Consider the following 20,842-nt stretch of genomic DNA (forward strand, 5'->3'; position numbering starts at 1 on the left):
CAATTGCTAATCGCCAAAAGCTAACAGCCGTTTACTGTCCGTAGTAGGCGTTTTTGCCGTGTTTTCGTTCGTAATGTTTTTTGATGAGGGAATCTTTCAAACGAGGCGCATTTGGGTTGATTTGTCTTGTGCGATATGCCATTTCTGCAATCGTTTCCAGAACTTTGCTGTTGTAAACCGCTTTGTCTGCATTTTTTCCCCAGGTAAACGGTCCGTGATTTCCGATGAGAACCATTTCAACTTCTTCGTAAGACAATTCTTTTTCTTTGAAGCAATCAAGAATTTGAATTCCGGTGTTGTACTCGTAATTTCCTTCGATTAAATCATCGCGCATCGGCGGTGCACAGGGAATATCTGAAGTTAGATGGTCGGCGTGTGTCGTTCCGAAAATAGGAATGTTCATCTGCGCCTGAGCCCAAGCGACCGAATAAATGGCGTGCGTATGTGAGATTCCGCCAATGTTTTCCCAGTTTTTGTAAAGATAAGCGTGGGTTTTGGTGTCGGAAGATGGTCTTAAATTTCCTTCGACCACATTGGCATCGAAATCTAAAATCACAACGTCTTCGGGTTTTAAAAGCTCGTAAGGAACACCACTCGGTTTGATGGCAAAGATTCCTTTGTCACGGTCAACTGCACTTACGTTTCCGAATGTGTAAACGACCAGCTTCAAAGCATCCAACTGCATATTGGCTTCGTAACATTCTCTCTGGAGTTCTTTATAGATGCTCATTTTATTTTTATTTTTTTAAGTTTCTTTTGTCATTCTGTAGGAATCTCAACGGTTTAGATTGACTTCGTAGAACCACTTCATTAGGTTTCCTACAGAATGACAAACTTCTTGGTTATAACCTTCTCTTGTTTTATGCTGAATCTGCAACCCGGCTTGAGCGGAAATCCTTTTTTTTGCATTGGCAAAAGCGCTGGCAAAAAAGATTGGGAGCGGAAGACGGATAAAGCTGCCATAAAAATTTTAGTTGTTAGTTTTTGGTTGATGGTTTTAATTATAAAATCTTTTAACAGGTCGCCTCTACAAGGCTTGATGTGTATGTAAAATTATGTTTGGCTATTAACAGTGCGCTCCTACGGAGCTATCAAATCCTAGTTAAAATTTCTATCAACTACAAACTGTCAACGATCAACTTCTTTTTCGATTTGATATTGTTTTCGGTGAAGTCTGCGAGAATCTGATATTGGTTCATTAACTCTGCATATTTTTCTGCGTGTTCTGCCTGTGGGAAATATTCAGCTTCGAAATCGGAACCCATTTTCTGGCTTGCTTCCTGAACATTGGGATAAATTCCTGCTGCAACGGCTGCGTAAATCGCTGCTCCTAAAGCCGGAGCCTGATCGGATGCTGCCACTACAATCGGCATATTGAGAACGTTTGCCAATGTCTGCATAATGAAAGGCGATTTTCTGGCAACACCGCCGATTCCGATGACTTTTTCGATTTTCACACCTTCTTCTTCAAAACGGTCAACGATTTTTTTGGAACCAAAACAAATGGCATTCACCAAAGCTTTGAAAATATGTGGTGCTTTTGTTCCGAGTGAAAGATTGCTGATAGCGGCTTTCAGTTCCTGATTGGCATCTGGTGTTCTTCTTCCGTTCACCCAATCCAATGCAATAGGAATGGCTTCTGAAAGTGGAATTTTTTCTGCTTCCAAAGTTAGATTTCGGATAAGATTGTTCTCTATTTCTTCCTTTAATTGTTGTTTTTGATTTTCATCAATGACATTAGAATTCATTAGAATATTTTGCGTTGGCCACATCAGAATGTCTTTGTACCAGGCCAGCAAATCTCCGAATGCTGACTGACCAGCCTCAAGACCCATCAATCCCGGAATAACGGAACCATCTACCTGTCCGCAGATTCCTTTCACGGTTTTGTCTCCGATAATTTCGTTAGGTGCAACCATAATATCGCAGGTGGAAGTTCCCATAATTCTAATAAGTGTATTTTCTTCCACTTTTGCTCCGACAGCTCCAGAATGTGCGTCAAAAGTTCCTACAGCAATCACCGTATTGGTTGTCAATCCCAGTTTTGCTGCCCATTCTTCATTTAAATTTCCTGCAACCTCATCGGAAGTGTAGGTTTTATCGTATAATCTGTCTCGAAGTTCGGCTAAAGACGGGTCTAACTGACCAAGGAAATCCTTTGAGGGAAGTCCGTCCCACGATTCGTGCCACATTGCTTTGTGACCCGCCGCGCAACGGCCTCTTTTAAAGGTTGCCAAATCCTGATTATCGGAAAGCAAAAACGTAATGTAATCGCAATGCTCCATCCAGCTATAAGCCGCATTTTTTACATTGTCATCAACTCTGTTGATGTGAAGAATTTTTGCCCAAAACCATTCGGAGGAATAGATTCCGCCTTCAAATTTGGTATAATCTTCGCCGCCCCAATTTCTCGCTAAATGGTTGATTTCCTCCGCTTCATCAATGGAAGTATGGTCTTTCCATAATACCATCATCGCATTAGGATTTTGTTCGAAACCAGGTGTTAAAGCTAATGCAATTCCTTCTTTGTTAACCGGAAGCGGCGATGAACCCGTAGTATCGATACAAATGCTGACAATACTTTCGGGTGCTACTCCACTTTCTTTGACAACATCGGAAATGGTTTTTTCCAAGCCTTCGATATGGTCAAGCGGATGCTGACGGAATTGATTTTGTTCCGGCTGACAGAATTTCCCTTCTTTCCATCTTTGGTAGTAGCTTACGGATGTTGCGAGTTCTGCTCCGTTTTCTGTATCAATCACAACTGCACGAACGGAATCTGTTCCATAATCTAACCCGATAACGTATTTTTTCATTTTTAACGATGAATTAAATTTTAATAAATGTTTACATTTCTCAAGTTGAGAGATTAAAACAAATATATATTTTTATTTTAAATAAATGTAAATATTACACTTAATTTTATTTTTTCTTTTATTGATGGTACTTTGCGATTATTTTATCTTTAAAACGACAAAAGAATTGGCTGGAATCTGAACAGAAAATTTCACTTTTTTAATCACAGAATTCTCTTCAAGAGGTTTTATGTTTTCTGTTTGAAAATTATTTTCGGCAGAAAGTTGTGACGCTGTCAAGGTTGTTTTGGTTAATTTGCTTCCTAATTTGATATTTTTTGGATTGATTTCAATTGATTTTTCCTGAGAATCTGTATTAACAATTTTGATGATTGTTTCACCCTTTTTTCTATCTAAAACTGCGGATGCAAAGAGTTCATTTTGTCCTTTTACAGCAATTCCATTTTCCGAAATTTTAATTAAATCGGTTCCTTTATTATTTGAAAACAGTTTTTGAACGTAATAATTGGGTGTTGCGTAAGACTGTAAATTATTAAACCAAATTAAATCTGGTGTCCATTGCCAACCGTCTGCGTGTGCAAAAAGTGGTGCGTAAGAAGTCATCGTAACCACATCTGCGTTTCTTTCTAGTCCAGTCATAAATGCGGCTTCCGACAATGCGGTTTGCCAGTTATTTTTATTATCCGGTTTCACAACTCCAACTGATTGCGCAGCATATTCTCCGGCAAAAACTTTTGGTCCTGAACGGTCGTAAGCATCGTAACGTCCGGCATTTTTTGTAAACCATTCGGGCGAATTATAATAATGTTCGTCGACAATTTGTGCGTTGAGTTTTTTAAGCTCTTTCCAGCCGTAATCGAAAAATTCTCCGTCAGGTGACGGTCCGCTTCCTGAAATGATTTGGATGTCCGGATATTTGTCGTGAATGGCTTTTTCAAAAATCTTGTAACGCTCGATGTAATCTTCTCCCCACTGCTCGTTCCCAACACCAATATATTTCATATTGAATGGTTTCGGATGTCCCATTTCAGCACGGATTTTACCCCATTTTGTATTTATATCACCGTTGGCAAATTCAATTAAATCCAAAGCATCCTGAACGTAAGGATTTAATTCATCCAAATGAACCAATTCGGCTGTGTTAAACTGGCAAGCTATTCCGCAACTCAAAATCGGTAAAGGTTCTGCTCCCAAATCTTCGGAAAGCTGGAAATATTCATAAAAACCTAATCCGAATGATTGATAATAATCGGGAGTCAGACGATGGGCAAATCCGGAACTCCATTTGTTGATGAGATATTCTCTGTCGGCGACATTTCCTAAAGTTTTTTTCCATTGATATCTTTCTGCAAGCGTTCTTCCTTCGACAATACAACCTCCGGGAAAACGTAAAAATCCTGGTTTCAAATCGTATAATTTCTGAACCAAATCCTTTCGCATTCCGCCCTTTCTTCCTTTCCAGGTATCCTGCGGGAAGAGCGAAATCATATCCATATTGACAACTCCTTTTCCTGTAAAAGTGAGCTGTAATTTTGCTTTTTCAACCGTCGAGTCCGGAACGAAAACCAAATTGTATTTTTGCCAACCGCCACCTTTACTAATTGTTGAAACGGCAGATATCACTTTTCCATTCTCGTCAACTAAACTTGTGTTAACTGCAGAGATATTTCCTGAAATGTTGTCTAAATAAAAACTGAAATCATATTTTTCACCTTGATGAAGTCCGATCCCTCTGAAACCTTCGTTCTCCAGAACATAATTTTTATCATTGTAAACCGTAATTCTTGCGTAGTTTTTGTTGGTTTTGGAATCATCCGAATAAATGGTAAGTAAACCGGAATCTAAATTAGGAGAGAGCGTTTTTGTATTTTGCTGTTTCCAGCCCATTAAAGGTTCATCAAATTCAAAACTCCGGTTTTTGATCAGTTCTGCATAAATTCCTCCGTCTGCGCCAAAGTTGATGTCTTCAAAGAAAATCCCGTACATCGTCGGCTGAATTTTGATGTTGGTGGAAGTTCCGTCTAAATCGAGAAAGTGCTTTGTGACATTTCCGTTTTGAGCGGAAAAAAAGGCTACGCTTAAAAAGAATGCGGTTGAGAATATTTTGGATTTTGTTTTCATTGATGGATTTAAGTTAGACAACATTTTACTCTCGCAGATTTTTTTTATTTAGCAGATTTTAATTCGTAATTTATTCTAAAAAGGGTTTTTATTAATTTCAGCTACTATTTAACCTTTAAGATGAGACTTTTCAAACCTGACTCATCGGAAGTTCCACCGTAGAAAATCGTGTAGTCTCCAGGTTTTGAAGCTAAATCATCAACTGTTGCATCGTAAAATTTAAATGAATCCTGAGAAACTATAAGCTGAACATTTTTTGTTGCACCTGCTTTGATGATCACTCTTACGAAAGCTCTCAAAGTCTTTACAGGAGCCAGAGTATCGTTATTCCTTTTCACATAAACCTGAACCACTTCTTCGCCGTCTTTTCCTGAAATGTTGGTAATCGGAATTTTGATCGTCAAGTTTTCGTTAGGATTAATGGTATTTTTATTCAATTTAGCATCACCGTAATTGAATTTAGAATAACTCAAACCGTGACCAAAGGCGTACAAAGGTTTTTCGGTCATATATCGATAAGTTCTTCCCTGCATATCATAGTTTTCAAAACCCTGATGCTTGCTGGTTTTGGAAAGCGCATTATCCAGTTGCTCAAGATTTTTGTAAAACGTAATCGGCAACTTTCCAGAAGGATTATAATCTCCCGCCAAAACATCTGCAACCGCAGTGCCGCTGGATTGCCCGCCGTACCAGGCATTCAGCAACGCGTCATAATTTTTTTCGTCCTGCTCCAGCCCGAGCGAACTTCCTGTACACAAAACGAAAACAACAGGTTTTCCGGTTTTTCTTAATTCAGCCAGTAATTCTCTCTGAACTTTCGGAAGTTCTATCGAAGTTTTGTCGCCACCTTTGAAACCCTCTGCACTCACCAACATTTCTTCGCCTTCAAGATTTGGGGAAAGTCCGCCTGCGAAGATAATGATGTCTGCATCTTTTACTTTTTCTCTTACTGAAGCGAAATTTACCGGGTCTTTTTTGTACACTTCAAAAGCAATACTTACATATTTCCCTTTTTGGGAATGGCGAAGTTCTATCTGATATTCTTTCCCTTTCTCCATTTTCACAGGAAATTCAGAAGGATGTCTTGCATCAGGACCTTTTCTGGTGGCGATTTCTTTGCCGTCAACAAAAAGCGTGTAAATATCTGAGGTCGCGGCAGAAAATATCACTTCGCCGGAATAACTGCTTTTAAAAATCCCGGAAATTCTTGCTGAAGTATTTTCTCTGGCAACACCTGCGGCGAGTTGTGTTCCGCCAAAGCTGTTATACGTGATTGTAGTATTATTGACTGATGTATTGACAGGTTGACCTTTGAATTCATTGTTATTAAAAAATTCGACCTTCATTCCTTTTTGTCCGTTTTTCTGACTGACAAAATTTTGATAGAGCGAAGTTCTTGCCGTAGGATCTGCGACTTCACTTCCTTTTTCATAAATGATTTCAGCGTTTGGAAATTTTGCCTTAATTCCATCTAAAATTGTAACCGTTGAAGAAGGCGTTCCGTTGTAATTTCCCAATTGCATAATTCCGTCATCAGCATTGGGACCCACAACCGCAATTTTTTTAATGCTTTTTTTTAAAGGCAAAACATTCTTCTCATTTTTCATCAGAACGATTGACTTCTGAGCCATTTTCAAAGCCTGCTTCTTGTGCTCTTCCGAATCTACCACCGAATATGGAATTTGGTTCCAATGCACGGACGATTTTGGGTCAAGCATACCTAATTCAAACCAGCCTTTGAGGATTCTTCGCATTGATATATCAAGGTCTTTTTCGGTAATCAGTCCGCTGGCAAGAGATTTATTAAGATTGTTATACGTATCTCCACACTCCAAATCAGTTGAATGTTTTAAGGCATCTGCAGCAGTACTTTTTTCATCGGGATGTGTTCCGTGATATTTTTCCTGATAGAAATCTGCCAAAGCCCAACAATCGGAAACTACCATTCCGTCGTACTTCCATTTTCCGCGAAGAATTTCGGTAAGCAAAGTATTGTTGGCGCAGCACGGCTGTCCGTCGAAAGCGTTATAAGCACACATCACTTCCCTTACATCTCCTTCTAAAACCAAAGATTTGAAAGCAGGAAGATAGGTTTCGTACAAATCTCTTTTGGAAACTTCCGCATTGTAAGAATGTCGGTTCCATTCCGGACCGCTGTGAACGGCAAAATGTTTTGCGCACGCGTGGGTTTTGAAATATTTTGGGTCATTTCCCTGCAAACCTTTTACTGCAGCAACGCCCAAAACAGACGTAAGATAAGGATCTTCTCCGTAGGTTTCCTGACCTCTTCCCCATCTAGGGTCACGAAAAATATTGATATTCGGAGTCCAGAATGTGAGACCTTCGTAACGTCCGGTTTTGTCAGCTTCATCAAAAGATTTATTATATTTAGCTCTGGCTTCATCAGAAATCATTTCAAAAGTTTTGAGATGTTCCGGAACGTCCCAGGTTGCTGCCAAACCAATAGCTTGCGGAAAAACAGTCGCTGTTCCGGCTCTTGCAACACCGTGAAGCGCTTCGTTCCACCATCCATAAGCGGGAATTTCTAGTCTTGGAACTGCTTTGGAATTGTCCATCATCATTCCGATTTTTTCATCGACGGTTAGTAAGCCGAGAAGATTCTCGATTCTTTGCTCGACAGGAAGATTGGGGTTTTGAAACGGATATTTAAAAGTCTGCGCAGATGAGACGACACAGACGAATAATGATATACTGATGATTAGCTTTTGCATGAGATTAGTGAAACTTTTGATATTAATTTTGTAAAACAGCAAATTTTATCTGCTTATTTTGATATAAAAACAAAGATAAGATTCTTTTTATATAAATGTAAAATCAACACTTATTATTTTATAATTTGTTTAAAATCTGACAAAAAATAAAGCCATCAAAATTAATTGATGGCCTTGGAAATTAACTGATTTAAATATTACTGTTTGATAAACTTCTGTGAAACTATTTTAGTTCCTTTAGCTGAAACTTCAATGAAATAAACACCTGCAGAAAGTTCACTGATGTCTATACGGTTTTTTCCTGCTGTCATTTTCAAATCGGATTTTATTAATCCGCCTCTTAAATCGAAAATACTTGCTGTTGCGTCATTTGCCTTTAGTTCAACAAAAATTTCTGATTTTGCAGGGTTCGGATATACTTTGCTCTCTTCTTTCTGCAGCGTATTATCCTGAACCGCCAGTACAGAGAAATCTAAAGGCAGCATAGCTGCTGTATATATATTATCTTCGGTAAGATAGGCACGGAATGGATTGATCATTGGCTCACTTCCTGAAACAACTTTATAAAATCCTGTAACACCATTTTCTGTTCTTAAAACATAGCTGTTTGCCGGAACCTTAATAGTATGATAAACTCCGTTCATCTGATTCACCGTAATTGCTTTCGGAGTAGAGACATTTCCAGTCCCTGTGAAGGTAATATTTCCTGTTGCATTGATGAGAACCGGTGTGTTTGCAGGAATTATTCCGTTGGTAATTGCACTGCAAGAAATACTGGCAGCACCCGGAACCATTAAAAACGCATTAACGCCCGATGGTACCGAAGCTTCGAAGGGCAAAAGTACTACTTCATAACCATTGAAAATTCTGTTGTAAGTAGCTGACATTGCTGAAAAATTAAACGGAACCTGGAAATCTTTACCCTGATCAGACAGTGTAAGTGTGTTGCAAACTGTGCCTGATACAACATTTGGATTGCTGTTGGCGACAGAATTGTTGATATAAAATAAGCTGTTCAGGTTTTGAGAACCGCTTGTCCAGCTTGATGAGGGACTGATACCGGTAACCGTTCTAAAATCCAGCGATGTGTAATATTCATTTTCAAGCGCATCAATAAGATTGCTGTCTGTGGAAGTGTAGGCTGCATCGAACTTCGCGGCTCTTTCATTTCCAACATTAAAGTAAACATCGCCAAGGTTTAAATTTAAAATTGAACTGAAATTTCCGCTTCTTAAACCTATAATTCCTTTACATCCAAAAGGCAATGTGGAACGGGAAAGATCAAAAACAAGATTGAAACTTCCTGATCCTGGTGCCGGAAATGCAATACTGCCGTAGTTATATGATCGAACCACATTACTTTTATCTACATAGTAAAGCGTTGTATTTGACGAAGACTGACTTAGATTTGTAGTGTAACTCAGAACGTTAATAATCAATTTATTATAACGGTCATTCAATGCTACATATCCATTTGAATCTGTTGTATTTGCACTTATAAGTGGTGTCGAATTATAGAAAGTAACCGTTTTACCTGATAACTGATATCCAATTCCAAAAGCTGGATTTGTAGTAGTCATCGTTTCGATTTTGTTGTAATGAACCTCAGTTCCCGTCATTGTTGAGACAGGTCTGTCTCCACTTTTATTAAATACAAAAGTCATTACACTTGAAGGGGCCACTGTAATCTGCGGTCTGAAAGTATCTGTGGTGAACGTAAATGGAGCAGAAACCATATCCGCTGTCTGTGATGTCGTTGTACTGGTTCCGGAATTGGTAAAGAACGGAAGGTCAGCTTTCAGACTGTACGAATTGGCAGATGAATTGATAACCACCAAAGTGATCTGATTTCCATCCTGTGAAATATAGGATGAACCTTCCAATGTACCGGCCGATACTTCCCATTTGGCATCAATTCTTCTTTTACCGGTTGTAGTTTTTGCAAACTGCGATAAAATGTATCCTCTCTTTGTCATTTCACCCGCTACAGTTCCGTTAGTTCCGTCACCCATCATTCCGTAATACCTTTTTGATGCATAATGAACCCACGCGTTAATGTTGCCAAGCATTGCATTGTTCACACTTCTTGCAAAGGTGAAACCGTCGATTGACCAGTTAAAATCTCTCGCAGGAACACTGGTATTGGAATTCCAGTTGATTAGATATTCGGTTTGCCAGATTTGTTTGTTATTGTTCTGAAACTGCTTGTAAACTGACTGCATAGAACCATACTGATGACCTCCATACACTTCAAAATTGGCCATGGTTGCTGTATTCAGAAATGCATTTGCAAAATTATCGGTGAATCCGACACTCTCAGGAGCAATAACATTGCAGTTAATTAACTGACCGTAATCTCTCACAAAATTTGCGATCTGAGTTGGCGTCCAGATACAGCCTGCGTACTGCGCCATCTCATCTGGTTCGTTTTGAATTGAAATGTAATCAAGCGCTACTCCGTTTGTCGCAAGATATGTAACGAAACTGTTCAGGTGTAAAGCATAATCCTGATAGTGTTCAGGTTTCAGATACCCTATTTGCTGTACACCATTGGCATCAGTAAAAACTGCATTCGAATTGTTATTGGTCTTCCATGCCGCCGGCATTGTCCATGGACTTGCAAAAACAATAAGTCCCATTGATTTTGCCTGCTGTGCAGTAGCTAATGCTTGAGGCCAGTTGGCAGGATCTTCCGGAATATACAGCCTCAACATGTTGTAACCCGCATCAGTAGCACCGGTTCCCCAGAGTTTCTGAATTTCTGTAGGGGTCATGTGATTGTAGGCAAACTGCGGACTGCAGACAAAACCTCCGAACCCTGTAATGTTCTGATAAGTAATGTTCTTATCAATTTTCACTTTTGCGGTCTGTGTACTCTGGGCACTTAATTGCCCTGTGAATACGATACTTGTCATAGCAGCAAGTACCAAACTGACGATTTTTCTCATAATACTAATTTTAATTTGACATTGATTTTAATTGAATTCAAAATGATGTTATTGTTTTTCTTATATAGTAATATTGATTTATTATTTATTTTTAGCGTGAAATTTCACTTTCAGGAGCGCCCAAATAACTTGGCTTAAGTCCGCCTGTGTTGATTAAAATTTTTTCTAAAACAATTCCGGGTTCTAGAACTCTGAAACGTAACGTATGTTTTCCCTGTTGCAAAATCTGATGTTTCGTGATTGATTTAATGATATGTTCAGACTGCCATCTTCCCAATTCCCCTTTGTAATGTCCATTGAAATTAACAGTTTGTGGTGTGCCGCCGTCAAAAGAAATTTCATAACGAAGTCCTTTGTTGTGGTTGAAATTTAAAGTTGGTGCTAATAATAACTGAACCTCAAACTCGCCCTTAAACTCGAAATTAATATCATATTCCAGATATATATTTTCTTCAGATTTTGGATAGGCATTTTGTGGAAATGTTGTCATTGCAGATTTAGTTTTACCGAAATCAGGAATCACTTCCCAATGAATCCTGTCAGAATTATTCATTCTGGCAAAATTTTCCGCTTCTATAGAAACATAGCCGTTTTTCTCCTGAAAAATTTTCTCATTAAGAACACTTTCTTCAGAAACATAAATTACTTCAGGCATTATGTTTTCTTTTCCGTCTGCCCAGCTTTTGTATCCTATTTTCATCTGATCCATCATATGCGTCCATTTTCCACCGGCAATTTCATTGTTGTATTTATTGTCGAGATACGCATTTCTTTCAAAACATTCTTTCACTTTATCAGCATAGAAATTAGCCTGAATATCATTTTTGGCTGCCAATTCTTTATTTTTAGCAACTGCATAATACATTTCGTACAAATTGCTGCACGCATCAATCGGATAAAGAACTAGTTGATAATAAGCATCCTGATATTCTGCCGGAATCTGTTCTTTCAAACGTAACGCATCTACTGCCAAAGCTCTGTAGTCATTCAAAACGGTTTCAAATTCATTGTAATTTTCAAGACTGAATGTTTTGCTATCCAAAGTTTCCGGTGTAACTCTGCGGTTATATTTGGCATAAAGATTAATCATCCTGGCAATTTCTTTAGAATGTTTTTCTCCAAACTGCTGTGCAGCCCATTTTTCCGTGTATTCCAAAAGGTTTTTAGAATTAAATTGTTTCGGATTCCACGCCATTTCTAAGAAAAAACTGATTGGAAATTCCATTGGTTTCAAATCGCCAACATTCACGACCCAGACTTTATCCACACCGTGTTCATAGGAAAGATTCATCTGTTCCCAAACACGTTGTATCGGATTAATATTGATCCATTTTGAATTCCTCGGTCCACCCACATAATCGAAGTGATAGTACATTCCGTAACCGCCTTTATGCAAAGGTTTTGAAAGGTCAGGAAGTTTTCTTACATTACCCCAGTTGTCATCACAAAACAGCAAAATCACATCATCCGGAACACGCATTCCTTTATCGTAATAATCCTGAACTTCTTTGTACAAAGCCCAAACCTGAGGAGTTTTGTTTGGATTTTTACCTGTAACATTTTGGATGATTTTGCGCTGGTCTTTTACGATGTTCTCAAGCAAAGAAATATTGGTTCCCTCTCCCATCGCTTCATCACCGTCGCCACGCATTCCTACCGTTACAAGCTTTTCCCAGTTTTTGCTTCTTACAATTCCGGCTTTCCAGAAATCCTGCAAGACTTTTGCATTTTTAGAATAATCCCAAACGTTCGGAAGATTGTTTTTTTTGATATATCGGTGCCAGTCTGCCTGTGCCTGAGCCATTGGTTCGTGGTGCGAAGTTCCCATTATAATTCCCATTTCGTTGGCTAATGGTCCGCTCAACGCATCGTCGTCGTAAAACGCTTTTCCCCACATCGCAGGCCAGAGATAATTGGCTTTTGAACGGAGAAGCAATTCAAAAACTTTTTCGTAAAATTTAGAATTAATTCCGCCAAAAGTTGCTCTTGCCCAACCGCCAAGCGAAGGTTCTTCATCATTCAGGAAAATGCCGCGGTATTCTACAGCCGGTTCTCCATCGGTATAAATTCCTTTTTTGAAGTATAAATTTTCTTTCTTTTCTACTGGAACATCTGCCCAATAATACCAGGGCGAAACACCAATCTGCTGAGAAACTTCATAAATCCCATAAATCGTTCCCCTTTTGTCGCTTCCCGCAATCACAATGGCTTCCGAAACTCCGGGAAACGGATTGCTGACGCTTTGGATGATGTATTTTTCACGTTTTCCGGTTAATGCTTTTCCGTCAATCTTGTTTTGTTTGATTAAATCATCAATGATAGATTTTGTTCCGACAGTTCCGATGATAATCAAAGGAGAATTCATTCCTGAAATCTGATTCAGAATATTAGGTTGTTCGCCAGTTACTTTCTGGAAATCGGATTGAAGGTTTTTTACAGCTCTTAAAATTCCATTGTCGATTCCTGAGTTTGTGAAAATGGATAGACTAACTGATTTTTCTTTTAATACAATGTTTTCGGATTTTTTTTCTGTGCTGATAAACGGCTCTGTTGCATTGATCTGCAGACAACATCCGAAAAATGCGACGAGAAAAAATATTTTTATTCGATTCATAATCTTTTATTTTTATTAATAATGAAATCTTGCTGATGAATTGAACCCTTTAAGGGTTCGCATTTTATTTATATTTCGGTTTCCATAGGTTGCACCTACGGCTATTGCTATTAAATCCTGCGAATTCTTTGATTGCAGCAAATCTCTCGCAGCCCGGCTTGAACGGAGCTCTTTTTGTGAGGAGGAACGACGAGCAAAAAAGCGGGAGTGGAAGACGGATTAAGCTGCCCAAATTATTCCTGCATTAATTCTTCAAAACAAAACCGCCATTCGGCTGAATCTCAATTTCGTATATTCCTTTTTTATTGATGGAAACTGGTTTTGTAAAGGTATTTCCGGATTTATCATCGTTGATGAGTTCCAGATTCTTACCAGCCAACATCGGAAGATTGAGTTGAAATTTTTTAGAAGTTTTCTCTGCGTTCACACCTACAAAATACCATTTGTCCTGATGTCTTCTCGCAATCACAGAAAATTTCCCGGGATAGCCGTCGATGAAAACCGTTTCGTCCCAAAGTGTGGGGACTTTTTCCATAAAATCAAGCTGAAATTTCGGAGCATCGGTCAGGTTATTTGGCGTTACCCCAAACATCTGAATTGGATTTTGAAACAGAACAGCCGTCGCCAACTGAAATCCGTCGGTGGTATGTCTTTTATTTTTGTCTTTGTTTGATTTGGTCAAAAATTTATTCAGAAAAGTTCCGCCGAATTCCATACTTCCGACCGTATTTCTGATGAAAGGATGTAAAGTGGCAAAAAAAGCTTCCTGCTTACGAACGTCTTCCGAAAAATAAAGCATTTCCGAGGCTAAAACAGCTTCGCTTCCTGCATAATTCGGATACATCACTTCCCAGCCTCTTGGCAAAGTTGCTCCGTGAAAAATAATCATTAAACCAAAATCATTGGCATCCGACAAAATATCTTCGTACAGACGCATCGTTTCCTGTTTGTCTCCGCCAAAGAAATCGACCTTGAGACCTTTTACACCGATTTCTTTCAGCCATTTCATTTCTTTTTTTCTTTCGATGGAAGAACTCATTTTGTTTCTTGGTCCCATCGGCGCATCGTTGGCTGAACCGTTGGAATTGTACCAAAGCATTACGCCGACATTTTTGGATTTTGCATACTGGATGAGTTCTTTCATTCTCTCTTTCCCAATATTTCTATCCCAAAGCGCATCAATTAAAATGTATTCATAACCGATTTCTGATGACAAATCAATAAATTTGGCTTGATCGTCAAAGTTCATACTGTTATCCTGCCACAGAATCCAGCTCCAGGTAGATTTTCCGAATTGATATTTTTGCGAAGGTTCATAAAGCTGGTCGACCACATCAAACGGAATGGTAGTTTCCACAATAGGTTTCAGAGAATCGCCGATGGTGATGGTTCGCCAAGGAGTGGTTCCCGGAAGAGAAATTGCTGCTCCGGAACTTCCAAAACCATTGTTTTCTGACATATTGGGATAGGCAACCCGGTAAATATTTTTATCTGAAGTGGTGTCAAGATGCGAAGCGCAGTACAAACTGCTCACTCCGGTTTCTGAAAGCAAAACCCAGCCCTCGTTTTCAATATGAAAAAGTCCCGGGAAAACATAACCATAATCTGCTTTTGTTCCTAATTCAGCATCGGCTTTGTAGCCACTTTCGTAACTTGGTGCTGTTCTGGCAAAACCTGTCATCGGTTTCATCATCGGTGATAAAAAAGTTGTGGTTTGTGAAGGAAATCTGTATCCTGTAATTTCTGATTGTACGACAACGCTGAAACGGTCTTTCATTGGTTGAATTTCATATCTAAAAGCAATATTATTATTGCTTACCTGAAATTCAATTCCGATATTGAATTGGTCTGCATTGATAAAATTAACTGTCAGTGTATTGGCTTTATACTCAACTTCCGATTTTTTGATTTTCTCATTGCTGTAATTTTTAGAAACGTTATCTTTTTTGCTGTTGATGAATTTTAAATTCTTAGAAAAATCAGATTCATTAGTAATTAAACCTAACGGAGATTTTTCGAGCATTATTTTGCCTTGAAAAGTCACGGAATACAATGCTTTTCCCTCTTCTGAAAATACATTCAGTTTCAGCTTTCCGTCCGGACTGGAAACTTCGGCAACCTGTGCTTTGACCTTCGATAAAAAACAAAAGCTTATTAATGATAGAAATATAAGTGTAAATTTTTTCATTCTGATTTATTTTGAAAACGTCCAATAATCAAAGAACATAATATCTTTTTCCGCTTTGCCATTGAACACGAAATACAGATTATGAACGCCTTTAATCGAATTAGATAAATTGATTTTAACCGTTTCAAAGCGGTCATCTCCTCCAGTCATCGGGACTTTTACAGTTCCCGCAATCGGTCCGTCCAAACTGTCCAAATGAACATCCATTGTAACTCCACCGTTATGTGTGGTTCCTACTCTTGCAGAAAAAGTTGTTGCGCCATCTTTTCCAAAATCTACATTTTTCACACTTGAATACGCTCCGTTTTTCTTTGCTTTAATGAAAACTCCCGCAACTTTATTTTGATAAGATTTTACATTCTCCGACCACGAAATCATCTCCGCCTGATTGAATGCATAAGGATTAACGGTTGCAATAGCTTTCGTAATCCCACTGGTCATTTTGAATGGAGAAATAGAGCCATCTTTATTAAATTCTAATTCCTGCACACTAACCGAACGTGTGAATCCACTTCCGCCCGGCAAAGCGCCGTTGTGATAGAAAAAATAGGTTTTCCCTCTGAAATCAATCACGCCGGGATGATTGGTAAAAGATTTTCCTTCCGCAGGCATTATGATTCCGCCGTATTTCCACGGACCTTGTGGGCTTTTGCTAGTGGAATAGCCAATAAATTCCGGCAACTCTCCGCCCGGCCAGAAAAGATAATGGACATTTTTCCGTTTGTACAACCACGGACCTTCTTCGTACTTCGTTGGTCTTTCCGGATTGCCTTCTCGTTTTCCGAAAGATTCTTCGGTCATCGGAACCTCAACAATATCACCGGAATACGAAATCATATCTTCATTCAGCTTTACATATTTTAGCTTAGGATTTCCCCAATAGAGATGTGCCTGACTATCATCATCAATGAAAACCGTCGGGTCAATATCTCCCCATTCACTCTGAACCAAAGGCTTTCCAAGCGGGTCGTGAAACGGACCGAACGGACTGTCGGCAACTGCAACTCCGATTGCACCCTTGTTATTGGTTTTCGAAATCATTGGAACATACATAAAGAATTTCCCATTACGTTCGATGCATTGTGCTGCCCACGCATCACGCTTTGCCCAATCGAAATCGTTATAGGAAAGAATGACGCCGTGGTCTGTCCAGTTGACCATATCATTGGTGGAAAACAGTTTCCAGTTGTTCATCGTGAACCACGTAGAATCATCCTCATCGTGACTGGTGTATACATACAGACGGTCATTGAAAACCATTGGCGCTGGATCGGCGGTAAAGGCGGTCTGAATGATGGGATTCTGTGCGGATAAAACTCCTACACATCCTATAAACAGAGAACTTAACACATATTTTATTTTATTATTCTTCATTTTTAAATCAATTAACATTCAACATTATTTCTTCTGAAAACTCCAGTAATTGAAATTAAAAAGCTCGCGACCCGCCGTTATATTTTTCCCCTGAAAGACAAAATACACATCGTGAACGCCTGAAACGGATTCTGAAATTTGTGCCGTCAATGTTTTCCAGACATCCCATCCTCCTGTTCTCGGCACGTCGATTTGAGCTAATTTTGTTCCTTTGATATTGTCTAAATGCACTTCCAGAATTCCACCATCAAGCCCGGAAGCTATTGAAGCAGAAAATCCCGAAGCACCCTGAGTCCCGAAATCTACCGAACGAACTTTAATAAATCCGTTCACTCGAGTTTCAGTTACATAAACTCCGGTTTTATTATTTTCGGCGGTTTTGCATTTCTCAGACCAAGCCATCATTTCTGCTTCGTTTCTTTTGTAGGGATTTACCGTTGCAACAGGATTTACGCCTTCTTGGGTTATTGTAATTTTCGGAATGCTACCGTCCAGATTATATTTGAATTCTTCAATCGCAGTCGACCTGCCATAACTCCCTGCACCTGGCAACAATCCGGTGTGATAGAACAGATAAGACTTTCCTCTGAAATCGATAATTCCGCCGTGGTTGGTAAAACTATTGGTTGGCTGGTCGGTCATTATTTTTCCCTGATATTTCCAGGGACCTGTCGGAGATTTGCTAGTAGAATAAGAAAGACATTCTGTACGACCTGTCATCCCAGCATACATCATATAATATTGGTTATTACGTTTGTAAAACCACGGTCCTTCCACAAAAACATCTTCAAATTTCTCCTGTTTTTGCAAAACCTCATCACTTTTTCCGGGACGTCTGAGTCCGCCAAATGATTCCACCGACTGCGGAATTTCAGTGATTTTTCCTTCATACGAAACCATATCTTTATTAAGTTTTACATAAAAAAGATGGCTGTTTCCCCAATAGAGATAAGCTTGTCCGTCATCATCTATGAAAACCGTCGGATCGATATTGTCCCAGCTTCCCGTTGTAATCAGCGGTTTTCCGAGCGCATCTTTGAATGGTCCTGTCGGATTATCCGAAACGGCAACTCCGATTGCCATATCATTATTAACGGTTTGAGCACAGATGTACCAATAAAATTTACCGTTTCGCTGTATACATTGTGCTGCCCAGGCGCGGTCACGAGCCCAACTGAAATATTCTAAAGAAATCGGAACGCCGTGATCTGTCCAGTTCACCATATCTTCGGATGAATGTACTCTCCATTTAGTCATATAATAAAAATCGTATCCCGGAATATCGTCTCCTGTGTAAACGTACATTTTATCTTTATAAACCATTGGTGCCGGATCTGGTGAAAAATGAGTCTGGATCACAGGATTCTGGGCAACAATGTCGATGCTCATAATGCCTAAAACCAGACTAATTACTATTTTTATTTTTTTCATATTCAATTTATTTTCATTAAAATTCGGACACAACAGCACGACCATCATACAGAATATTTCTGTTTATGATTTTACCATTCAAGCCGATTATACTGATATTGAAAGTTCTTTTTTCTGTAATTCCTTCAAAAGTTCCCTGACGTGAGCCAATCTTTAAAGTTTTATTTTTTTCGTTCCAGGTAAATGAAATTAAGCTGTAATTTTCTTTTTCGTAATTGTAGTTATCTCCTTCATCTTCATAAAGTTCAAAAAAACCGTTTTTGCCGGAATAGACTTTAATCGTCATTGTTTCATTTGATTTTTCGGAAGAATATTGCATTATCGGTCCGAAAGGAATGATAGAACCGGATTTGATGAACAAAGGGATTTTGTTTTTTGAAGCATCAGCGGTTATATTTTGTCCGCCGTCATAGCTTTTATCCGTCCAGAAGTCGTACCACGAAGTTTCTTTCGGAAGATATACCTTCCAATCTTTTGCTTCCGGCATCGTGACAGGAGCAACCAATATAGAATTCCCAAACATATATTGGTATGCCTGTTTTACAGCCTCCGGATCATCTTTAAAATCCATCACCATCGGACGCATTATTGTAGAATTGTTGTGGTATACTTCCCAAGATTGAGAATATATGTATGGCAATAATTGATATCGAAGATTGATTAATTCACGCATTTCACCCTCCACTTTATCGCCGTATTTCCAGGGTTCTGTTTCGGATTGATAGCCGTGAGTTCTGAAAATCGGACAAAAAACACCCCATTGAAACCAACGCATCAATATGTCGTGGTATTTTGGGTCGGTATATTGAGAAGAACCCGGTCGGAAAAAGCCACCGATATCGGTTGTCCAATACGGCATTCCGGTCAAAGAATAATTGAGTCCGGCAACAATCTGTCTTTTGTAGGTATCCCAATCCCAGCCGATGTCTCCCGACCAATTGATGGTTCCGTAACGTTGCTGACCAGGGAATGCAGACCGTGTTAAAATCACCACTCTTTTATCGGGATTTGTTTTTCTTTGACCTTCATAAACTGCCTGACTTACGAAAAGAGGATAGGTCAATCTGTAAAATTCTCCGGCTCCGAAATAAGTTTGCTTTCCTCCCAATGCATCATTTTCCGGTTCTGTGGCATCCATCCACCAGGAATCAACCCCAAATTTAAAAAGGTTATCATTCAAAGCATTCCAATGAACGTTTTGGGTTTTCGGATTATAGATATCAATCCACGGACTGTCAGGAATATAAAGCCCTTGATAATCTTTCGCAACAACTGATTTTTTATCTAAATTTTCCCATACGGATACGGAGAATTTTGAATTTAACTGATGTAATTCTTTAATGAATTGTTCCGGGTTTGGATAATGTTGTTCATCAAATTTCGGAACGCCCCATCCGTATTTCCCCCAATACTGCCAGTCCTGAACAATCACATCCATCGGCAATTTTCTTTTTCTAAATTGTTTCACGGTCTCAACAAGATGCGAGGACGAAGTGTATCGTTCACGGCATTGCCAATATCCAAACGCCCATTTCGGAAGCATAGGAACTTCACCTGAAAGTTCTCTATAAGCTTCTATTACTTCATCTGTATCATTGCCTGCAAAAAAAACATAATCCAAAGCTTTGCTGTTTGGAGAGCGGAAAGTCGTCACATTATTTGCTTCACTCCATTTCAAAGTGGGTGTATTGCTAGCTTTACAAACAACCTGTATATTGTGTTCTCCAGCTTTTAATTGAATTTTTGTACTTACAGCGGGAGGTAACCATAGATTAGATTGGTCAATCACCGGTTTTCCATCAATCATCAAAAGATGACGGTTATCCATATCGCCCAAATCGAGCATAAATGTATATTCGGAATCCTTGTCCAAAAACAATTTCCCTTTATATGAAGACTGTTGCTGGGAAACTTTCACCGTTCCGCTTGTCGTGGTCACTTCTTTTTCTTCTCCTTTGGAGGACGAATCTTTCGAAAGCACGATATTATTGTCCGCCGGATTAAACCACGATAAACCGTACTGATGCCACAAAATACCGTATCCTTTTGAAGAATAAAGAAAAGGCAACGCAATCTGGCTATTGACCTGAATCAGTTTTCTGCTGATATTTTTCAAATTATAGTGCCCGTCCTGAAACTGTCCTAACCCAAAAAGATATTCATCAGGTGTTGTTTCAAAGCCTTGTTCTGCGATGTAGCAAGGTTCGGAAGAAAAGGTGTTGTCCGTTAATTTTCGACTATTTATTGCTTCAGACAGCAGCACTTTTCCTTTTTTATCAAGAAAAGTAAGCATTGAATTTTTTTTATCTAATAAAACGGTAACGTTTCCGGATTTGAGTTTTAAAAAACCTTTATTCTCCGAACATTTAAATTTCGTAACATTCTGCTTATTGACCAAAACAAACTCCCGCTCTTCTGCCGGTAAATCTTTTATCCACTGGATTCTAACCGCATTTTTATGAACTGGATTTATTTTCAAAAGACCTTCTGATAACTGCACAACCACTCCATCTCGATTGATGGTATGACTGATATAAATTTGTCCGTTCCCCAGTAAAGGAAACAGAATAAAAAGGTAAATTAAAGTTTTCCAGTTCATATTAAAATACTTTAAAATG

10 protein-coding genes are annotated in these 20,842 nt (G+C 39.0%); all 10 read right to left on the reverse strand.

All coding sequences use genetic code 11. From position 1 onward, the window contains the following. Window positions 1-31 precede the first annotated feature (31 nt). The 10 genes from ASG31_RS11890 to ASG31_RS11940 all read right to left on the reverse strand — a co-directional run bounded on the left by ASG31_RS11890 (window position 32) and on the right by ASG31_RS11940 (window position 20,823). Window positions 32-730, reverse strand: coding sequence for an L-ribulose-5-phosphate 4-epimerase (locus tag ASG31_RS11890; RefSeq protein WP_056032664.1), 699 nt, complete (start codon window positions 728-730; stop codon window positions 32-34). Window positions 731-1,118: 388 nt separating this feature from the next. Further along, a complete protein-coding gene (locus ASG31_RS11900) occupies window positions 1,119-2,816 on the reverse strand; it encodes a ribulokinase (protein WP_056032670.1) in 1,698 nt (565 codons plus the stop codon). Window positions 2,817-2,954: 138 nt separating this feature from the next. Continuing rightward, window positions 2,955-4,937: an alpha-L-arabinofuranosidase C-terminal domain-containing protein gene (locus ASG31_RS11905; protein WP_056032673.1), complete on the reverse strand. Its 1,983-nt coding sequence runs from the start codon at window positions 4,935-4,937 to the stop codon at window positions 2,955-2,957. 104 nt (window positions 4,938-5,041) lie between these two features. Then, window positions 5,042-7,669, reverse strand: a complete 2,628-nt coding sequence (locus ASG31_RS11910; RefSeq protein ID WP_056032676.1) for a glycoside hydrolase family 3 C-terminal domain-containing protein — start codon at window positions 7,667-7,669, stop codon at window positions 5,042-5,044. A 197-nt stretch (window positions 7,670-7,866) separates the two neighbouring features. After that, complete coding sequence (locus tag ASG31_RS11915) at window positions 7,867-10,617, reverse strand: T9SS type A sorting domain-containing protein (RefSeq protein WP_056032679.1); 2,751 nt, start codon at window positions 10,615-10,617, stop codon at window positions 7,867-7,869. A 91-nt stretch (window positions 10,618-10,708) separates the two neighbouring features. After that, window positions 10,709-13,231, reverse strand: coding sequence for a glycosyl hydrolase 115 family protein (locus tag ASG31_RS11920; RefSeq protein ID WP_056032682.1), 2,523 nt, complete (start codon window positions 13,229-13,231; stop codon window positions 10,709-10,711). Between the two features lie 244 nt (window positions 13,232-13,475). Beyond that, window positions 13,476-15,419 (reverse strand): glycoside hydrolase family 97 protein, encoded by a 1,944-nt coding sequence (locus ASG31_RS11925; protein ID WP_056032685.1) that lies wholly within the window; start codon window positions 15,417-15,419, stop codon window positions 13,476-13,478. A 6-nt stretch (window positions 15,420-15,425) separates the two neighbouring features. Beyond that, window positions 15,426-16,793 (reverse strand): glycoside hydrolase family 43 protein, encoded by a 1,368-nt coding sequence (locus ASG31_RS11930; protein WP_056033968.1) that lies wholly within the window; start codon window positions 16,791-16,793, stop codon window positions 15,426-15,428. Window positions 16,794-16,817: 24 nt separating this feature from the next. Continuing rightward, window positions 16,818-18,224 (reverse strand): glycoside hydrolase family 43 protein, encoded by a 1,407-nt coding sequence (locus ASG31_RS11935; RefSeq protein ID WP_082504576.1) that lies wholly within the window; start codon window positions 18,222-18,224, stop codon window positions 16,818-16,820. 16 nt (window positions 18,225-18,240) lie between these two features. Then, the gene (locus ASG31_RS11940) at window positions 18,241-20,823 is read right to left on the reverse strand and encodes a TIM-barrel domain-containing protein (RefSeq protein WP_056032689.1); all 2,583 of its coding nucleotides are present in this window, start codon (window positions 20,821-20,823) and stop codon (window positions 18,241-18,243) included. Window positions 20,824-20,842 lie beyond the last annotated feature (19 nt).

It is taken from the genome of Chryseobacterium sp. Leaf404 (genome assembly GCF_001424145.1).
GTDB lineage: Bacteria > Bacteroidota > Bacteroidia > Flavobacteriales > Weeksellaceae > Chryseobacterium.